The following is a 16,646-nucleotide window of genomic DNA, read 5'->3' on the forward strand; positions in this document are numbered from 1 at the left end:
GATGTCAAAACGGTGCGGGAAATGGTCGGTCCCGCCGTGCTTTTCATCCTCTGGAGGACCATTTCGGGCAGGCATGGTTGGAAAGCCTCCTCAGCGACTCGAGTCGTCTTGCGAATCGAGATCGGGGGTGCTGTGCGCTTACGAGAGGATAGTGGTCAGACGCTGGTCTTTGTCGCCCTGGGAATGACGGTTCTCGTAGCTTTCATGGGATTGGCCATTGACGTGGGTCTGCTTTTGCGTTCCCGCCGAAATATGCAGATCGCAGCGGATGCCGCAGCCATCGCCGCAGCACTCGATTACAGATACAACAGTTCGACCACCTCGGCCAAGGCGGCCGGGCAGGCAGCTGCCACCGTAAATGGAGTAACGAACGGCACGGGCGGCGCCACGGTCACCATTAATATTCCCCCCGTTTACGGACCGTACGCCGGGGACTCCGGTTTCATCGAAGCAATCGTTCTCGATCCGAGCCCGACAATCTTCATGGGAGTGCTTAGCAAAAAGAACTCCCTCAACGTAGGCGCCAGGGCGGTTGCCGGCTCAGGTTCCAACGTTGGATGCATTTGGACTCTGGCCAAATCTGGTACGGACGTTTCCTTGACCGGCTCCGGCTCCATCACTGCGTCTAACTGCGACATCTACGACGACTCGAGCAGTGCCTCTTCCGCGTTGACGCTGACCGGAAGCGGTGCGATCACGGCCAAGGAAGTGGGAATCGTCGGGGGCTACACGCGAACCGGTTCAGGCAGCATAAGCCCGATACCCGTCACTGGAATTGCGCCTGCGGCGGACCCGCTCGCCAGTCTGGCGGCTCCTTCAATTCCGACGGGGACGTGCTCGTCTAATTGCACGCAGAGCAACACGGGCAGCGGGAATCTGTCGTTGAACCAGGGGACATATACTTCGATCTCCAATACGGGCAGCGGCACGTTGACCTTGAACCCCGGGAATTACATCATTACGGGCGACTTGACCAATACCGGTAGCGGAAGCCTGATTCTTGGCGCAGGAAATTACACAATCGGTGGAAACTTTAAAAGCACGGGCAGTTCATCGCTGACTCTCGGCTCCGGTCTTTACATTATCGGCGGCAATTTGCAACTCACTGGATCAGGATCTATGACCGGATCCAGCATCACCTTCTACACCCAAGGTGCCACCACTCTTACGGGAAGTGGCAACATGAACTTGTCTGCTCCGACTTCGGGACCATACAGCGGCATCCTGGCCTTCCAAGCAAGGAGTGACTCGAGCACAATGGCCATCACGGGTTCCGGCGGTGACCATATTCAAGGCATTCTCTATGCTCCTTCTGCGCCTCTGACATTGACTGGATCCGGCAGTCTTAATGTTTCCCTGGATCTGATTGCGGATTCTCTTACCGAAACTGGAAGCGGGTCGATCGTAGATACCAATTATTCGGTCGTAACGAACCCAAACTCAGTTCTTTCACGACTGGCGCTGGTGGAATGATGCAAAGTTCAAAATCCTTCAAAGGCAATAGCGTGCGTTTCATTTTGAGAATGAGTATCTGGACCAGTACAAGAAGCGAAGCCGGCAGTGCTCTCGTAGAGTTCGCGCTGACAATGCCCATTCTAGTGGGGCTGATAGCAGGAGCTTCCGAACTTGGATGGCTCACGTATGTATCGGTCGAAGTCGCAAATGCGGCCAGGGCCGGTGCATCCTACGGATGTCAGACATCCTCTACAGCTGGAGATACACAGGGAATTCAAAATACCGCTGCTGCGGACGCACCGGACATTTCACTGGGCACTACGAGCGCGACCACTTCCTGCATTTGTTCCAATGGCAACTCTTCAAACTGTGGAACAACATCCTGCCCTGGTTCTCAAATTGAGACCATACTTACGGTTCAAACGCAGGCCACTGTGGCTCCCCCATTCCGTGTACCGGGGCTTCCGACATCGTACACGCTCCATGGCAATGCCGTTCAAAAGGTTCTGCAATGACAAAGATGACGCAGCCAAGCCGAAGGCAGCGCTGGCTTCAGCTTAAGACCGGTAGCCTTTCCAAGATCTCTTCCGACTGTCGAGTTCTTCCATGCGAAGAAGGGTCGAACATCGTGGAGATGGCGGTAGTTTCCTCGGTCCTCCTCGCCGTGCTGTTTGGCATCGTCGAGCTCTCGCTGGCAATGTACACCTACAACTACGTCTCAGATGCCGCTCGGGAAGGCACGAGGTACGCCATGGTTCGCGGTTCCTCTTGTTCGGTACTGACAAACTGCGGTGTGACCTCAGCTCAGATCCAGACCTATGTACAGAGTCTGGGGTATCCAGGGATGAATGCGGCCAATACTACCGTGACTACGACTTGGCTGAGTCCGAGCACAACTACGCCTGTTACCTGGACAGTCTGCGGGAGCACATGCAACGCCCCGGGTGATGCCGTGCAGGTGAAGGTCACGTATTCATTTAAGCTGAGCATTCCGTTCGTCCCAAATTCGACTCTCAATCTGCACAGCACATCGCTGATGGTGATTGCTAATTGAGGGCGTGCCGTGTTTCGCAGTCGTGCCAACGGGATCTTTAGTCATTGCATTGAATTTCGTTGCTTGATCAGGCTAGACGGGAGTGAGTATGCCACGGATTCAAATCAAGAGAGAAATCAAGCAAGGTGAGCTGATTGGAAACGGGGTCAAGTGTAAGTGCAGGGTAGAAATTGCCACGCAGTTACTGGAAGAAATCCCACGCGATAGGACGATCGATATCTGGGTTCAAGACCCACTCCCAGAGGGCAACTACAAACTTCTCATCGATGATGGAACTATCTCCGTGCGGTATTCTCGCGGCTTGTGGCAGGAAGTCGAGGCTTAACCCCGCCAAGGATGTTCAACTTGGCTTTCACTACAGAAAAGTAACCAGGCATGACTCTGATCATTGCGTGCGCTGTAATCTTCACATTCCCAATTGCCTTGTCAGTTCAGTTGGCTTTGCGCGAGAAATGCATACCCACTTGGGGCCGCTTTGCGGCGGTTTCAGCGGGTCTGGTTTTTGCCTTGGTACTTTGGGGATTCGTCGCATGGATTTGGCACGACTTTAGTAAGTTGGTTGCACCCTTGTGAGTTCGAACTGAACCTTACGCCATTCGGCTCGGGCTGCGATTTGACGTCTATCAGCGCGGAGGCACTTTCTATCGGAGATGTTTCACTCGAACCCTGCTGATAATCCTGCAAGAGGCGGAAGATTCAAAGGTGATGCCGAGATCCCTCCAAGAACACCAGCGACCAGCAACTGTGAATAGGTTTCTCCGAAAAAAAAGGACCTCGCATTTGCGAGGTCCTTCTGGTTGATGGAACTGATTTGTGGGGCAGCTTACTCGGCTGCCATCTCTTCCGCTTCGCCTTCCTGACGCATGAGTTCGAGTTCGCGCTCGGCGGCTTCGATCTCTGCCGAAACTTCCTGTTGAACGCGGGCTGCCGCTTCTTCCAGTTCTGGTGAGAGCTGGACGTTGCGGTAGTACTCGAGACCGGTGCCTGCCGGAATGAGCCGGCCGACGATGACGTTCTCTTTGAGGCCGCGGAGATTGTCGATCGCTCCGTTGATGCTGGCTTCGGTAAGAACGCGGGTCGTCTCCTGGAAGCTGGCCGCGGAGATGAAGCTATCGGTCGAGAGCGAAGCCTTGGTGATGCCAAGCAGGAGCGGACGACCAAGAGCCGGACGGCCACCTTCCCTGACAACACGCTCGTTCTCTTCGCGGAAGCGGAAGCGATCGACTTGCTGCTCGAGCAGGAAGTTGGTATCGCCCACTTCGTCGATGCGGACCCAGCGGAGCATCTGACGGACAATCACTTCGATGTGCTTGTCAGAGATGGCCACGCCCTGCAGACGGTAGACTTCCTGGATTTCGTTCACCAGGTAAGCCTGGAGAGCCTTTTCACCGAGCACGGCAAGAATGTCGTGTGGGTTCAAAGGTCCATCCATCAGAGGATCGCCAGCGCTCAGGCGTTCGCCTTCCTGCACGTTGACGTGGATACCGCGAGGCACCGAGTATTCCTTCTCGTCGCCATTGTCAGCCGTAATGTAGATTTTGCGCTGACCCTTTGCGACTTCACCGAAGCGGACCACACCATCGATTTCGCTGATGATAGCCGTCTCGCGAGGCTTGCGGGCTTCGAACAGTTCGACTACGCGCGGCAGACCGCCGGTGATGTCCTTGGTACGCGTCGACTCCTTCGGAATCTTCGCGAGCACATCGCCCGGGCCTACTTCATCGCCGTCCTGCACCATAAGGTGCGCACCGCGAGGCAGCAGATAGCGCTTGTTGGTCTTTGCATTCTTGATCAGGAATGCAGGCTGACGCTTTTCGTCGGCAGCATCGGCAACCACCCAGCGCGAGAGGCCGGTGACTTCGTCGACTTCCTCGTTGAGGGTGATACCTTCCTGCAGATCCTTGAACTGCACCGTACCGCCGATTTCGGTGAGGATGGCGTAGGTGTACGGATCCCACTCTGCCAGCAACTGGCCGAGCTTGACTTGTTCACCGTCCTTGACGCGAAGACGCGCGCCATAAACAACCTGGTAACGCTCCTTCTCACGACCGCGCTCATCCTGAATGGCGAGCGAGCCGGAGCGATTCATCGCGACCAGGGTGCCGTCTTTGCTTTCGACGTAGTTGAGGTTGATGAAGCGCACGAAGCCGTTGTTCTTGGCATCGAGGCGCGACTTGTCCTGCACACGGCTGGCGGTTCCGCCGACGTGGAAGGTACGCATGGTGAGCTGCGTTCCCGGCTCGCCGATGGACTGCGCTGCGATGACGCCGCAGGTTTCGCCAAGTTCGACCATACGGCCGGAACCCAGGTTGCGTCCGTAGCAGAGTGCGCAGACGCCGCGACGCGATTCGCAGGTGAGCACCGAGCGGATCTTGACCTTCTCGACACCTGCACCCTGAATGGCAGAAGCGATGTCTTCGTCGATCTCCTGGTTCACGTCGATTACGGCGTTGCCGTCGTAGTCCTTAATTCTTTCCAAGGACACGCGACCGATGATGCGATCTCTCATGGGCTCGATGATTTCGCCGGACTCAACGATCGAGCCGACGTAAATGCCTTCCGAAGTTCCGCAATCGTATTCGGTAACGATGACGTCCTGCGCGACGTCGACCAGGCGGCGGGTGAGGTAGCCCGAGTCGGCGGTCTTGAGCGCCGTATCGGCCAGGCCCTTACGTGCGCCGTGGGTCGAGATGAAGTATTCGAGCACCGTGAGGCCTTCGCGGAAGTTCGCGGTGATGGGCGTTTCGATGACTTCGCCGGAAGGCTTGGCCATCAGTCCGCGCATACCCGAGAGCTGGCGAATCTGCTGCTTCGAACCACGGGCGCCGGAGTCGGCCATGATGTAAATCGGGTTCATGGCTCCTTCGTCGTCCGCCTTCTTCATGTTGCCGAACATTTCGTCCGCGACCTGATCGGTTACAGCCGACCACATCTGGATGACTTTGTTGGAACGCTCACCATTGGTGATGGCGCCGTCCATGTACTGCTTCTGAACTTCAATGACCTTCTTGTCAGCTTCGTCCACGGTGGTGTACTTGCTGGCAGGAATGACCATATCGTCAAGACCAACGGACAGACCCGACTTGGTGGCGTAGTTGAAGCCCAGCGACTTGATGCGATCGAGCATGCCGACCGTTACCTCGAGACCGAGGTTCTGGTTGCAGTAGTTGACGAGCTGGCCGATGCCCTTTTTCTTGAGCAGGCCGTTGATGTACGGCATGCCGGAGGGAAGCGCATCGTTGAGGATCACGCGACCAACGGTGGTGTTGATGTACTCGTTGTTGAAGTCGACCGGCTCAGTGTGCGTCAGATCCTGATCGTCATAGGCGGTGGTCATATCGAGCACCTTGCCTGTGTAACGCAGACGAATCGGGGTCAGGGTTTCCACCTGGCGTGCTTCGAGCGCCATTAGAATCTCTTCGGTGTTCGAGAAGACGCGGCCTTCGCCGATACCACCCTTCTTGGCCTTGGTCAGGTAGTAGAGACCGAGCACCATGTCCTGGGTAGGAACAGTGATGGGCTGGCCTGACGCGGGCGAAAGGATGTTGTGCGAAGCGAGCATCAAGACGCTGGCTTCGATCTGGGCTTCCGGAGAAAGGGGGATGTGCACGGCCATCTGGTCGCCGTCAAAGTCGGCGTTGAAGGCGGTGCAGACCAGCGGGTGAATCTTGATGGCCTTGCCTTCGACGAGCACCGGCTCGAATGCCTGAATGCCGAGGCGGTGAAGGGTTGGGGCGCGGTTCAACAGCACGGGGTGATCCTTGATGACTTCTTCAAGGATGTCCCACACCACCGGCTCCTGCATCTCCACCATTTCCTTGGCTTGCTTGATAGTGGTGCAGTGGCCTGTCTGCTCGAGGCGGTGATAGATGAAGGGCTTGAACAATTCGAGCGCCATCTTCTTGGGGAGGCCGCACTGGTGCAGCTTGAGTTCCGGACCGACCACGATGACCGAACGGCCAGAGTAGTCGACGCGCTTGCCAAGCAGGTTCTGACGGAAGCGGCCCTGCTTGCCCTTGAGGGTGTCGGAGAGTGACTTGAGCGGGCGGTTGTTGGCGCCACGCAGCACACGACCGCGACGGCCGTTATCGAAGAGAGCGTCCACTGCTTCCTGCAGCATGCGCTTTTCGTTGCGCACGATGACTTCAGGCGCATGCAGATCCATCAGCTTCTTCAACCGGTTGTTGCGGTTGATGACGCGGCGATAGAGGTCATTAAGATCAGAGGTTGCAAAGCGGCCGCCATCCAGTGGCACCAGGGGGCGCAGCTCTGGGGGAATGACCGGCAGCACATCGAGAATCATCCACTGAGGCTTGTTGCTCGACTTGCGGAATGCCTCGACAACCTTCAGACGCTTGGCGTACTTGATCTTCTTCTGCGCGGAGGTCTCGGTCTTCATGCGCTCGCGCAGTTCAATGCCGAGCTCGTCGATCTGGACGCGCTTCAAAAGTTCCTTGATGGCTTCTGCGCCCATCATGGCCTTGAAGCCGGAGGGACGATACTGCTGGTCGAGCTCGCGGTAGCGGGCTTCATCCTTGATGATCTCGCGCTCTTTTACGGGAGCATCGCCCACGTCGACAACGACGTAGGACTCAAAGTAGAGAATGCTTTCGAGATCACGCAGAGAAATATCGAGCAGGTGGCCGATCCGCGACGGGAGGCCCTTGAAGAACCACACGTGCGAGCAGGGGGAAGCGAGCTCGATGTGGCCCATGCGCTCGCGGCGCACTTTGCTGACCGTGACTTCGACGCCGCACTTGTCGCAGATCACTCCGCGGTGCTTCATGCGCTTGTACTTGCCGCAGAGACACTCCCAGTCGGTTACTGGTCCAAAGATGCGAGCGCAGAACAAGCCGTCGCGCTCCGGCTTGAAGGTACGGTAGTTGATGGTTTCGGGCTTCGTGACCTCACCATGCGACCAGCTGCGGATCTTCTCCGGCGAGGCGAGCATGATGCGGATAGCGTCGAAATCAGTAATCGGGCTGGTGAGTTCAAACGGGTTTGAACGGAACAAGGTAACCCTCCTTGGCGGGCCTTTCAGCACTCGCCGCGGTATCTCCCGGGATTCTTTTATGGGTCCTTCTTTTCCCGGGAAGCGGTGGTTACCGCTTTCAAGAAGGACCACGAAAATCAGCTACAAGCTTCTAGCTGCTAGCTCCTAGCTCATCCAGTTCTGACTTCCCTATCCACTCTGTTCAGGAAAGCTAGAAGCTGGTGGCCAGAAGCTGGAAGCTGTCTTAATCAGCGACTGCTGCAACTTCCGGCACGGGCGCTTTCTTCAGCAGGTCCGCGCGTTTGATCAGTTCCACGTCGAGGCACAGCGACTGCAATTCGCGAATGAGCACGTTGAACGACTCCGGCACACCCGGCTCGATTGCCGCTTCACCCTTGACGATGGCCTCGTAGATCTTCGTACGGCCATATACGTCGTCGGACTTAGCGGTGAGCAACTCCTGCAGGATGTAAGCGGCGCCGTATGCTTCGAGGGCCCATACTTCCATTTCGCCGAAGCGCTGTCCACCGAACTGCGCCTTGCCACCCAGCGGCTGCTGCGTGATGAGCGAGTACGGTCCGATCGAGCGAGCGTGAATCTTGTCGTCGACCAGGTGCGAGAGCTTGAGCATGTAGATGTAGCCCACGGTGACTGGCTGTTCAAACTGCTCGCCGGTCATGCCGTCGAAAAGCGCCGTCTTACCCGAGGAAGGCAGACCGGCCGAAGCCAGCAGAGCCTTGATCTCGTCTTCCTTGGCGCCGTCGAACACCGCGGTACCAAACCAGATGCCGCGCTTCATGCCGGCTCCAACGCGGAGCAGCATCTCGTCATCGAGCTCAAGCAGCTGGCGCAGCGTTGCGGTTCCGGCAAACTCTTTCTTCATGAGCTCACGCGTTGCCTCAACGTCGCTGTTGGCCTTGATCAGTGCAGCGATCTTGGCGCCCAGCGCATGTGCGGCCCAGCCGAGGTGCGTTTCCAGAATCTGTCCGACGTTCATACGAGACGGAACGCCGAGCGGATTGAGCACGATCTCCACGGGTGTGCCATCGGGCAGATACGGCATATCTTCTTCGGGCAATATGCGCGCGATTACACCCTTGTTACCGTGGCGGCCGGCCATCTTGTCGCCGACTGACAGCTTGCGCTTCATGGCAACGTAGACCTTGACCAGCTTGATGACGCCAGGAGGCAGTTCGTCGCCCTTCTGCAGCTTGGCAATCTTCTCATTGGTGATCTTGCGCAGCACTTCGATCTGGCGCGAGGTCATCTCTTCGATCTCATCGATCTGCTCATTGACGCGGGGATCCTTGTCGTTGTAGCGGATACGCTTGAGGTTCTTGGTCGAGATGCGCTCGATGGTTTCGCGGTCAAGCAGAGCGCCCTTGGTCAGCAGGCGCTTGTTGGTCCGCTCATCGTGCAGATCGGCGAGAACTTCCTTGGCTCCCAGAATTCCTTCCAGGCGCTTGAGGCGCTCGTCGGTCAAAATGCGGATTTCGTCGCCGAGGTTCTTTTCGAGCTTGGCAACATAATCAGCTTCGATCAGCTTGGCGCGTTCGTCCTTTTCCTGACCCTTGCGAGAGAAGATACGGACATCGACCACGGTGCCTTCGATACCCGGAGGGCACGTGAGCGAGGCGTCGCGAACATCGCCGGCTTTTTCGCCGAAGATGGCGCGCAGCAGCTTCTCTTCCGGAGTGAGTTGCGTTTCACCCTTCGGGGTTACCTTGCCGACGAGGATGTCGCCGTGGCTGATCTGGGCGCCGATGCGGATCACGCCGCTCTCGTCCAGATCGCGCAGCGCATGCTCAGAGACGTTGGGAATGTCGCGGGTGATTTCTTCGGGTCCAAGCTTCGTGTCGCGAGCTTCGATCTCGAATTCCTCGATGTGAACCGAGGTGTAGTAATCCTCACGCACCAGCTTTTCGCTGATGAGGATCGCGTCTTCGAAGTTGTAACCGCGCCACGGCATGAAGGCGACGAGGACGTTACGTCCCAGTGCCAACTCACCCTGCTCGGTGCAAGGACCGTCTGCGATGACCTGTCCCTTAATGACGCGCTCGCCCTCGCGCACAACCGGCTTCTGGTTGATGCAGGTGTTCTGATTCGAGCGCTTGAACTTGATCAGGGTGTAGATGTCGGAACCGACTTCACGCGACAGCTGCGTGGGATGGTGCTCGCCTTCGACGCGCACGATGATGCGCTCGGAGTCGACCGAATCCACGATGCCGTTACGCTTGGCCAGAATTACGGCGCCCGAGTCGCGGGCCGTAACGCCTTCCATGCCGGTACCCACCAGCGGAGCTTCTGCGACCAGCAGAGGCACCGACTGGCGTTGCATGTTTGCACCCATCAACGCGCGGTTCGCGTCATCGTGCTCGAGGAACGGCACAAGCGATGCGGCTACGGAGACGAGCTGCTTCGGCGAAACGTCGATGTAGTCAACGTCGGTGCGGTTAACCAGCACGAAGTTCCCCTGACGACGGGCATTCACCAGGTCTTCAGTGATCTGCCCTTCGGCGTTGAACTCGATGTTTGCCTGCGCGATGGTGTGCTTGTCTTCTTCCCACGCGGACAGGTAGAAGCTGAACGGCATGTAATCGATCTGCCGCTTGTTCGCCTTCTTGAGCGAAGCATTCAGCTTGATCGCTTCTTCCTTCTCGATGTGGTCGCCGACACGCAATCCGCTTTCACCGGCGTTGACGATCTCAACGTAGTCGAGGATGCGCGAGTCTTTTACCTTGCGGTAAGGCGACTCGATAAATCCGTACTCGTTGATGCGCGCAAAGCAGCTGAGCGAACTGATGAGGCCGATGTTCGGACCTTCCGGCGTTTCAATCGGGCAGATACGGCCGTAGTGCGTCGGGTGCACGTCGCGGACTTCGAATCCCGCGCGCTCACGCGACAAACCGCCCGGCCCAAGAGCCGAGAGACGCCGCTTGTGCGTGATCTCGGATAGCGGGTTGGTCTGATCCATGAACTGCGACAACTGCGATGAACCGAAGAATTCGCGGATCGCAGCCATGACCGGCTTGGCGTTGATCAGGTCGTGCGGCATCGCCGTCGAGAGCTCTTGATACACGCTCATCTTTTCCTTGATCGCGCGTTCCATGCGGACGAGGCCGATGCGGAACTGGTTCTCCATCAATTCGCCGACTGCGCGAACGCGGCGGTTGCCAAGGTGGTCGATGTCGTCGACCATGCCGATGTTCTTGCGCAGCTTGAGCAGGTACCGGATCGTGCCGTAAAAATCTTCCGGCGTCAGCGTGCGGTGATCGAGGTGGGTCGCGTCCTGGTTCTCGTAGAGCTTAATGTTGAACTTGAGACGGCCTACGCGCGAGAAGTCGTACTTGCGCGGATCGAAGAACATGCCTTCGAAGAGCGCAGTCGCGGTGTCAAGCGTCGGCGGATCACCCGGACGCAGCTTACGGTAGATTTCAATGAGCGCTTCTTCCGGCTTGTGAACGGAGTCGCGCTTCAGCGTGTTGGTGATGATGTTGCCCACGTCGTCGCGCTCAGGGAAGAACACTTCGAAGCTGGTGGCGCCGCTGGCCATCACCTTGTGCAGGCGATCAGCGGTGAGCTCGATGTTAGCTTCGACGATGACTTCACCGGTGTTGAGGTCGACGATGTCGGCGGCAGTGATAGCGCCGTCAAGCTCGGCGGATTCGATCTCGACCTTGTCGATGTTCGCGGCACGGATTGCCTTAAGCGAACTGGCCGTGATCTTGCGTCCGGAGTGCGCGATCTCTTCGCCTTTGTGGAGCACGGCGTGCGCCGGCTTTGCTCCCTGCAGGTGCGTAGAGGTCTTGGGATCCGCAACAACGCCCCAGTGCAGCTTGCCGTTGGCAATGTGGATGCGATCGATGGTGTAGAAGGTCTTGAGTATCTCTTCATCCGAACGCAGGCCAAGCGCGCGCAGGAAGATCGTTCCCAGGAACTTGCGCTTGCGATCGATGCGGACGTAGAGCGTGTTCTTCTGGTCGTACTCGAACTCCACCCACGATCCGCGATAGGGAATGATCTTGCCGAGGAAGTAGGTGCGGTTGTTCGCCGTCTCGAAGAAGACGCCGGGCGAACGATGGAGCTGCGACACGATCACGCGCTCGGTGCCGTTCACGATAAACGTTCCATTCGGCGTCATCAGGGGGATGTCGCCGAAGAAGACTTCCTGCTCCTTGATGTCGCGAATCGTCTTGTTGCCGGTCTCCGCATCCTTGTCGTAGATGGTGAGGCGGACCGTTACCTTCAGCGGCGCAGAGAACGTCATGCCGCGCTCTTCGCACTCCTGCTGGTCATACTTCAACTGCAGTCCGACGGGGTCGCCGCACTTGTTACAGAAGTCGGGAACGTTCTTGTTGTACGTGCCGCACTTGTGGCAGAGAACGTCGCCGGGAAGGAACGGATCGGTGATCACCATGGCGCCGCAATGGGTGCAGGCGGTGCGCAGGTGGTGAAGACCTTTAAGGTGGCCGCACTTGCATTCCCAGTTGCCGATGGAGTAGTCGACGAAATCAAGCTGCGAGATACCGCGGAAGTCGGTAATGGGGAAGACAGAAACAAATACCGACTGGAGCCCTGAGTCATCACGCTCGTTGGGCAACTTGTCCATCTGCAGAAAACGCTCGTAGGAGCGGCGCTGCACTTCGATCAGGTTAGGAATCTGGGTTGCAGTTGGAATCTTGGAAAAATCGAGCCGGCTGCGAATCGCGCGCTTCTCGTTAGGCATGCATCACTCCTGAGTCTCACTCACGCCAGCGCGATTGGTTCGCGCCGGGCCGGCACCCGAGTCTCGAGGCGCCAGCAGTTTACGTAAAGAAATCCGATCAATCAGATTGGCGCCCTGCCAGTTACCAATCCCGTCCTGGGGGCGCAGCGATCATTTCGCCGAACTCCCGGAATCCCCGCGCCAAGCGTGTTTACTTGATTGAGGCGCGGTTAAGATCGCGCCACAGGCGTTGTCGTACTTCAGGGTGTTGCGCTAGACTGCGCACAATCGGAGAGCAGACTGGCCGGTGGACCCGACTCGAATGTCTGCAAATAGGTGGTAGATTTCGCCCGAAAGGCCTAATCTGCCACGATAGAGACACAAATGCCCGCGAGGACACAATTCCTCACGAGCGCGGCTTACTGCCTATGCTCCCATCCGATTTTTCTTGCAATGCTATCGCCGATCCCAAAGCTCGCTTCTGCTGCCGCCGCCTGCCAATCGACATCCCGTCATTGGGAAACCCGCATATCCCGTTGACACGAGAGCACTTAACTTCGCGTTGATGCTCGCCCCGTAGCTGCTTGGCCCAGCGAGGGTGCGAACATTTGTGCCCTTTGACTCTTGATTAAGACGCGCTGTAGTGGTTTTCGCCCAAACCGCGGAAATTCCAGCATGGGCCGAAAAGACGCGCAACGTTTATCGTAACGCGTCCCGGCTCGTCTTGCAAGTCTAGTACCAAACTACTTGATTTCGACTGTTGCGACGCCTTCGAACTTCTTCTTGATGGCCTCAGCCTCGTCCTTGGTCGCGCTTTCCTTCAACGCCTTGGGGGCGCCATCGACCAGGTCCTTGGCTTCCTTCAGGCCGAGCGAAGTAACTTCGCGGACAGCCTTAATGGTGTTGATCTTGTTCGCGCCGGCATCCTTCAAGATGACCTGAAATTCGGTCTTCTCTTCTGCCGCCGGAGCTGCCGCTCCGCCGCCGCCGCCCGCAACCGCGACCGGAGCCGCTGCTGCCGCCGAGACGCCGAGGCGCTCTTCAAGCTTCTTCACCAGAGCTGCCGCTTCGAGCAGGCTCAGGCTAACAATCTGTTCTTCCAACTGTGCGAGATCCGCCATTGTCTTTTCTCCATTCAATCCGTTGATATTGATATTCCCGGCTGCAACTCAAACGGTAAGTTTCCGACGCGCCAGACCCGCGCACTTCCCGCCTGATTTACTGCCAAAACCCTAAAAGCAGCTACTAGCTGCCAGCTTCTAGCTCCTCGACCACACTAGCTGGAAGCTAGAGGCTGGGAGCTAGTACCTTGCGGCTCACGCCGCGGCAAACTTTTCTTTTTCTACGCCCTGGTTGATGACTACTGCCAGGTCGCGGCCCGTTGCGTTCATTACGGTGACCAAACGCTGCGCGGGAGCATTGATGAGGAAGAGCAGCTTAGAGAAGAGTTCTTCCTTGCCCGGCAACTTCGCCAGCGCCTTTACCTCTTCCACGCTCAGCAGCTTGCCATCAACGATACCGAGCTTGAACTGGAACTCCGCATTCTCGCCGGCCCACTTGGCAAACACCTTTGCCAACGCCACCGGGTCGCCGGAGGTGAACGCAACCGAGTTCACGCCCTTGAGACCCTTCAGCGCGGGAGCAACCGAGCTACCCTCGCTCGAAACGGCCGCGAGCTTGTTCTTGACCACGCGATACTTGCCACCCGCTTCGCGGATAACCTTGCGCAGTTCATAATCCTTAGCCACAGTCAGCTTGCTGAATGTGCCGATAATTGCGGTTGTCGAGGTCTCAAGCTCCTTAGCCAGCAGCTTGACCTTCTCCGTCTTCTTTGCCTTCGAAATAGCCATGTCTTCGCTCCGCTCGACAGTGAACAGTGATCAGTGAACAGTGGGCAGTCTTTAAAACCCGCCCCGATCAACGTTCTATCTTCAAATCTCTTAAAACCCACCATATTCGGACTGAAGCTGAACCCGCGGTCACTGTTCTCTGACCACTGTTCACTGTCCACTGGCTTTTAGTGCTTGCCGGCCGCGTCGGCTACTGCCGAATCCAGCGGAACTCCGGGGCCCATCGTCGAGCTCAGGGTGACGCTCTTGATGTATTTGCCCTTGGCTGCCGAAGGCTTGGCGCGCACGATCGATGAAATTACCGTGGTCGCGTTATCGATCAGCTTTTGCGGATCGAAGCTCAGCTTGCCCACCGGTACATGCACAAGGCTGGTCTTGTCGGCGCGAAACTCCACCTTACCGGCCTTGATCTCTTTCACGGCTGCTGCCACATCCTGGGTGACGGTGCCCGTCTTGGGGTTCGGCATCAGGCCTTTGGGGCCGAGAACCTTACCGAGGCGGCCAACAACCTTCATCATGTCAGGTGTCGCAATCAGCGCGTCGAATGCGGTCCAATTCTCTTTCTGAATCTTCTCGACCATTTCTTCGCCGCCCACGAAATCCGCGCCGGCTTCCTGCGCTTCCTTCTGGCGATCGCCGCTGGCGATCACGGCTACGGTCTTAGTCTTGCCAAGGCCATGAGGCAGAACAACGGTTCCGCGCACCATCTGATCGGCATGGCGTGTATCGACACCCAGACGCATGGTGAGGTCGACGGTTTCGTCGAACTTGGCGTACTTGACTTGCTTGAGCAGGGTGACCGCTTCATTGAGCGGATAGGCGGGCTTGGTCACAGCCGCACGCGCCTTAGCAATGTTCTTGCTGATCTTTGCCATCAGTTCCTCGTCTCCCACCGCATCTGCCAGCCCCAATTTCGGGGAACCTGGAAGCTCTTCGCCTTTGATCTTTGGCGATTCCGCCCTCGAACAGGTTCAAATGCCGTGGTGTTATTGACGGCCTAGAGTTTTCCTCCAGGCACATCTATGAATATTAGCGGAACGGTATCTGAAATGCAAACAAAGACCCACATTCTTTCACGTGATCTAAAGATCTCAAAATTAGTAACTTACGGCTTACCCCGCAACAAATTTCACACTTAGGCATCTAAGTAAAAGAAAGACGAGACGAATCGCGCTCGCAAATCAATTATTGCCACCGGGCGCTCGAATGAGGAATAGGTATATGAAAAGAATAGCATTAGCTTTAGCACTGACCGCTGGGACCGTTCTTGCGGCTTCCCCTACATTTGGCCAGAAAACTGACCAGACCGGCCAAGGTCGAGCCGTCGTCACGATACTGCCGTCTCACCCCAACGATAATCTTGGCCAGGTTCCACAAGGGTTCAAGCTCAAGGTCAACGGCAAAGATTCGACGGTGATGAACTTTACGCCGCTACAAGAGTCGAACAGCCCGGTCGAGTTGGTGCTGTTGATTGACGGCGGAGCACGGAGCAGCCTGGGCACGCAGTTCAACGACATCGAGACTTTCGTCAAAGAGATGCCTCCCGGCACCAAGATTGCCCTCGCTTACATGGAAAACGGCCGAGCGGTTTTCGCAAGCCAACTTTCTTCCAATGCGGATGAAGTTTTGAAGGGATTGCATCTGAGCAGCGGATTCCCCGGGTCCAACGCCAGTCCGTATTTCTGCCTGTCTGACTTGGCAAAGAGCTGGCCGTCGCATGACCGGACTGCTCGCCGCGAAGTATTAATGGTGACCGACGGCGTAGACAACTATGACCGCGCTTATGACCCCGAAGATCCCTACGTTGACGCAGCCGTTAATGACTCAGTTCGAGCGGGCCTCGTTGTCTATTCGATCTATTGGAAGGACATGGGACGTGCCAACAACACCTGGTACCAAAACAACGCCGGCCAGAATCTGCTTCTCACGGTGACCCAAGCTACTGGTGGCCACAGCTACTGGGAGGGCATGGGAAACCCGGTTTCACTGCAGCCGTTCCTCCAAGATCTGCGTCGCCGGTTGAACCATCAATACGAACTCAGCTTCTCGGCTCCGTCGAGCGGAAAACCCGAAGTTGAATCGTTGAAGGTCGACTTGAAGGTTCCGTCGGCTAAGGTCGACGCTCCGCAGCGTGTCTTCGTTACGAGCGCAGCAAGCGCGCGCGAATAACGATCGTTCAGCAGCTCTAAAAATTACAGGCAGGTGATTCGAAATCACCTGCCTGTTTTGTTTTGCGTGCATTGGCGAAGAGCTAGATTCCTGCCGTGTGTGTGTAAGAAGATTCCGGCGAACGATAGGTGCGTTCTGCCGATCCGATGTAGCCGGCATCCCGTCCGTGGCGACCGTCGGATCCGTGTTGCTTCACTAATTTGTTGTAGATACCGAGGAGCAGAAATGGAGCAGCCCACTGGCCCACGAACATGGATTCGTGCTTCTTATTGAAGGCCTGAAAAGTGGCTGATACGGCCATCGCTCCTAGGGCTAGTGCGAGATAGGCGCTGGTTGGGATTCTGGATGTGGTCTTTTCGATTGCGGCGGTGAATTGATCCTCTTCGACTTCACCTGGATTTACGCGATAATCCGTCATGA

Annotated in this window: 9 protein-coding genes; 3 read left to right on the top strand and 6 right to left on the bottom strand. The window is 57.0% G+C overall.

Annotation, left to right across the window (positions count from 1 at the left end):
* The first annotated feature begins 132 nt into the window (after positions 1–132).
* Both P8935_RS21220 and P8935_RS21225 read left to right on the top strand, forming a co-directional pair.
* Entirely contained in the window at positions 133–1,473 is a 1,341-nt protein-coding gene (locus P8935_RS21220) for a pilus assembly protein TadG-related protein (RefSeq protein WP_348262311.1), read from the top strand.
* A 493-nt stretch (positions 1,474–1,966) separates the two neighbouring features.
* Complete coding sequence (locus P8935_RS21225) at positions 1,967–2,509, top strand: TadE family protein (protein WP_348262312.1); 543 nt, start codon at positions 1,967–1,969, stop codon at positions 2,507–2,509.
* An 823-nt stretch (positions 2,510–3,332) separates the two neighbouring features.
* Here P8935_RS21225 and rpoC read toward each other — a convergent pair.
* The 5 genes from rpoC to rplA form a co-directional block, all read right to left on the bottom strand.
* Entirely contained in the window at positions 3,333–7,523 is a 4,191-nt protein-coding gene (gene rpoC / locus P8935_RS21230; protein ID WP_348262313.1) for a DNA-directed RNA polymerase subunit beta', read from the bottom strand.
* Between the two features lie 223 nt (positions 7,524–7,746).
* A complete protein-coding gene (gene rpoB, locus P8935_RS21235; RefSeq protein ID WP_348262314.1) occupies positions 7,747–12,228 on the bottom strand; it encodes a DNA-directed RNA polymerase subunit beta in 4,482 nt (1,493 codons plus the stop codon).
* Between the two features lie 722 nt (positions 12,229–12,950).
* Positions 12,951–13,328 carry a 50S ribosomal protein L7/L12 gene (gene rplL, locus P8935_RS21240; RefSeq protein WP_348262315.1) on the bottom strand — a complete coding sequence of 126 codons (378 nt, stop codon included), beginning with the start codon at positions 13,326–13,328 and terminating at the stop codon, positions 12,951–12,953.
* Between the two features lie 195 nt (positions 13,329–13,523).
* Complete coding sequence (rplJ, locus tag P8935_RS21245) at positions 13,524–14,057, bottom strand: 50S ribosomal protein L10 (RefSeq protein ID WP_348262316.1); 534 nt, start codon at positions 14,055–14,057, stop codon at positions 13,524–13,526.
* A gap of 167 nt (positions 14,058–14,224) precedes the next feature.
* Positions 14,225–14,935, bottom strand: coding sequence for a 50S ribosomal protein L1 (gene rplA, locus P8935_RS21250; RefSeq protein ID WP_348265364.1), 711 nt, complete (start codon positions 14,933–14,935; stop codon positions 14,225–14,227).
* 343 nt (positions 14,936–15,278) lie between these two features.
* Between rplA and P8935_RS21255 the strand changes: the two genes are divergently transcribed.
* A complete protein-coding gene (locus tag P8935_RS21255; RefSeq protein ID WP_348262317.1) occupies positions 15,279–16,226 on the top strand; it encodes a hypothetical protein in 948 nt (315 codons plus the stop codon).
* A gap of 82 nt (positions 16,227–16,308) precedes the next feature.
* Here the strand turns inward: P8935_RS21255 and P8935_RS21260 are convergent, their stop codons facing one another.
* Complete coding sequence (locus P8935_RS21260) at positions 16,309–16,644, bottom strand: hypothetical protein (RefSeq protein WP_348262318.1); 336 nt, start codon at positions 16,642–16,644, stop codon at positions 16,309–16,311.
* Positions 16,645–16,646: the final 2 nt, after the last annotated feature.

The sequence above is a fragment of the Telmatobacter sp. DSM 110680 genome, from assembly GCF_039994875.1.
Classification (GTDB): domain Bacteria; phylum Acidobacteriota; class Terriglobia; order Terriglobales; family Acidobacteriaceae; genus Telmatobacter.

What these genes read in the sequence shown, in the direction of transcription:
- rpoB (WP_348262314.1), bottom strand. Translation starts at nt 12,228, where the DNA reads ATGCCTAACGAGAAGCGCGCGATTCGCAGCCGGCTCGATTTTTCCAAG.
- P8935_RS21255 (WP_348262317.1), top strand. Translation starts at nt 15,279, where the DNA reads ATGAAAAGAATAGCATTAGCTTTAGCACTGACCGCTGGGACCGTTCTT.
- rplJ (WP_348262316.1), bottom strand. Translation starts at nt 14,057, where the DNA reads ATGGCTATTTCGAAGGCAAAGAAGACGGAGAAGGTCAAGCTGCTGGCT.
- P8935_RS21260 (WP_348262318.1), bottom strand. Translation starts at nt 16,644, where the DNA reads ATGACGGATTATCGCGTAAATCCAGGTGAAGTCGAAGAGGATCAATTC.
- rplL (WP_348262315.1), bottom strand. Translation starts at nt 13,328, where the DNA reads ATGGCGGATCTCGCACAGTTGGAAGAACAGATTGTTAGCCTGAGCCTG.
- P8935_RS21225 (WP_348262312.1), top strand. Translation starts at nt 1,967, where the DNA reads ATGACAAAGATGACGCAGCCAAGCCGAAGGCAGCGCTGGCTTCAGCTT.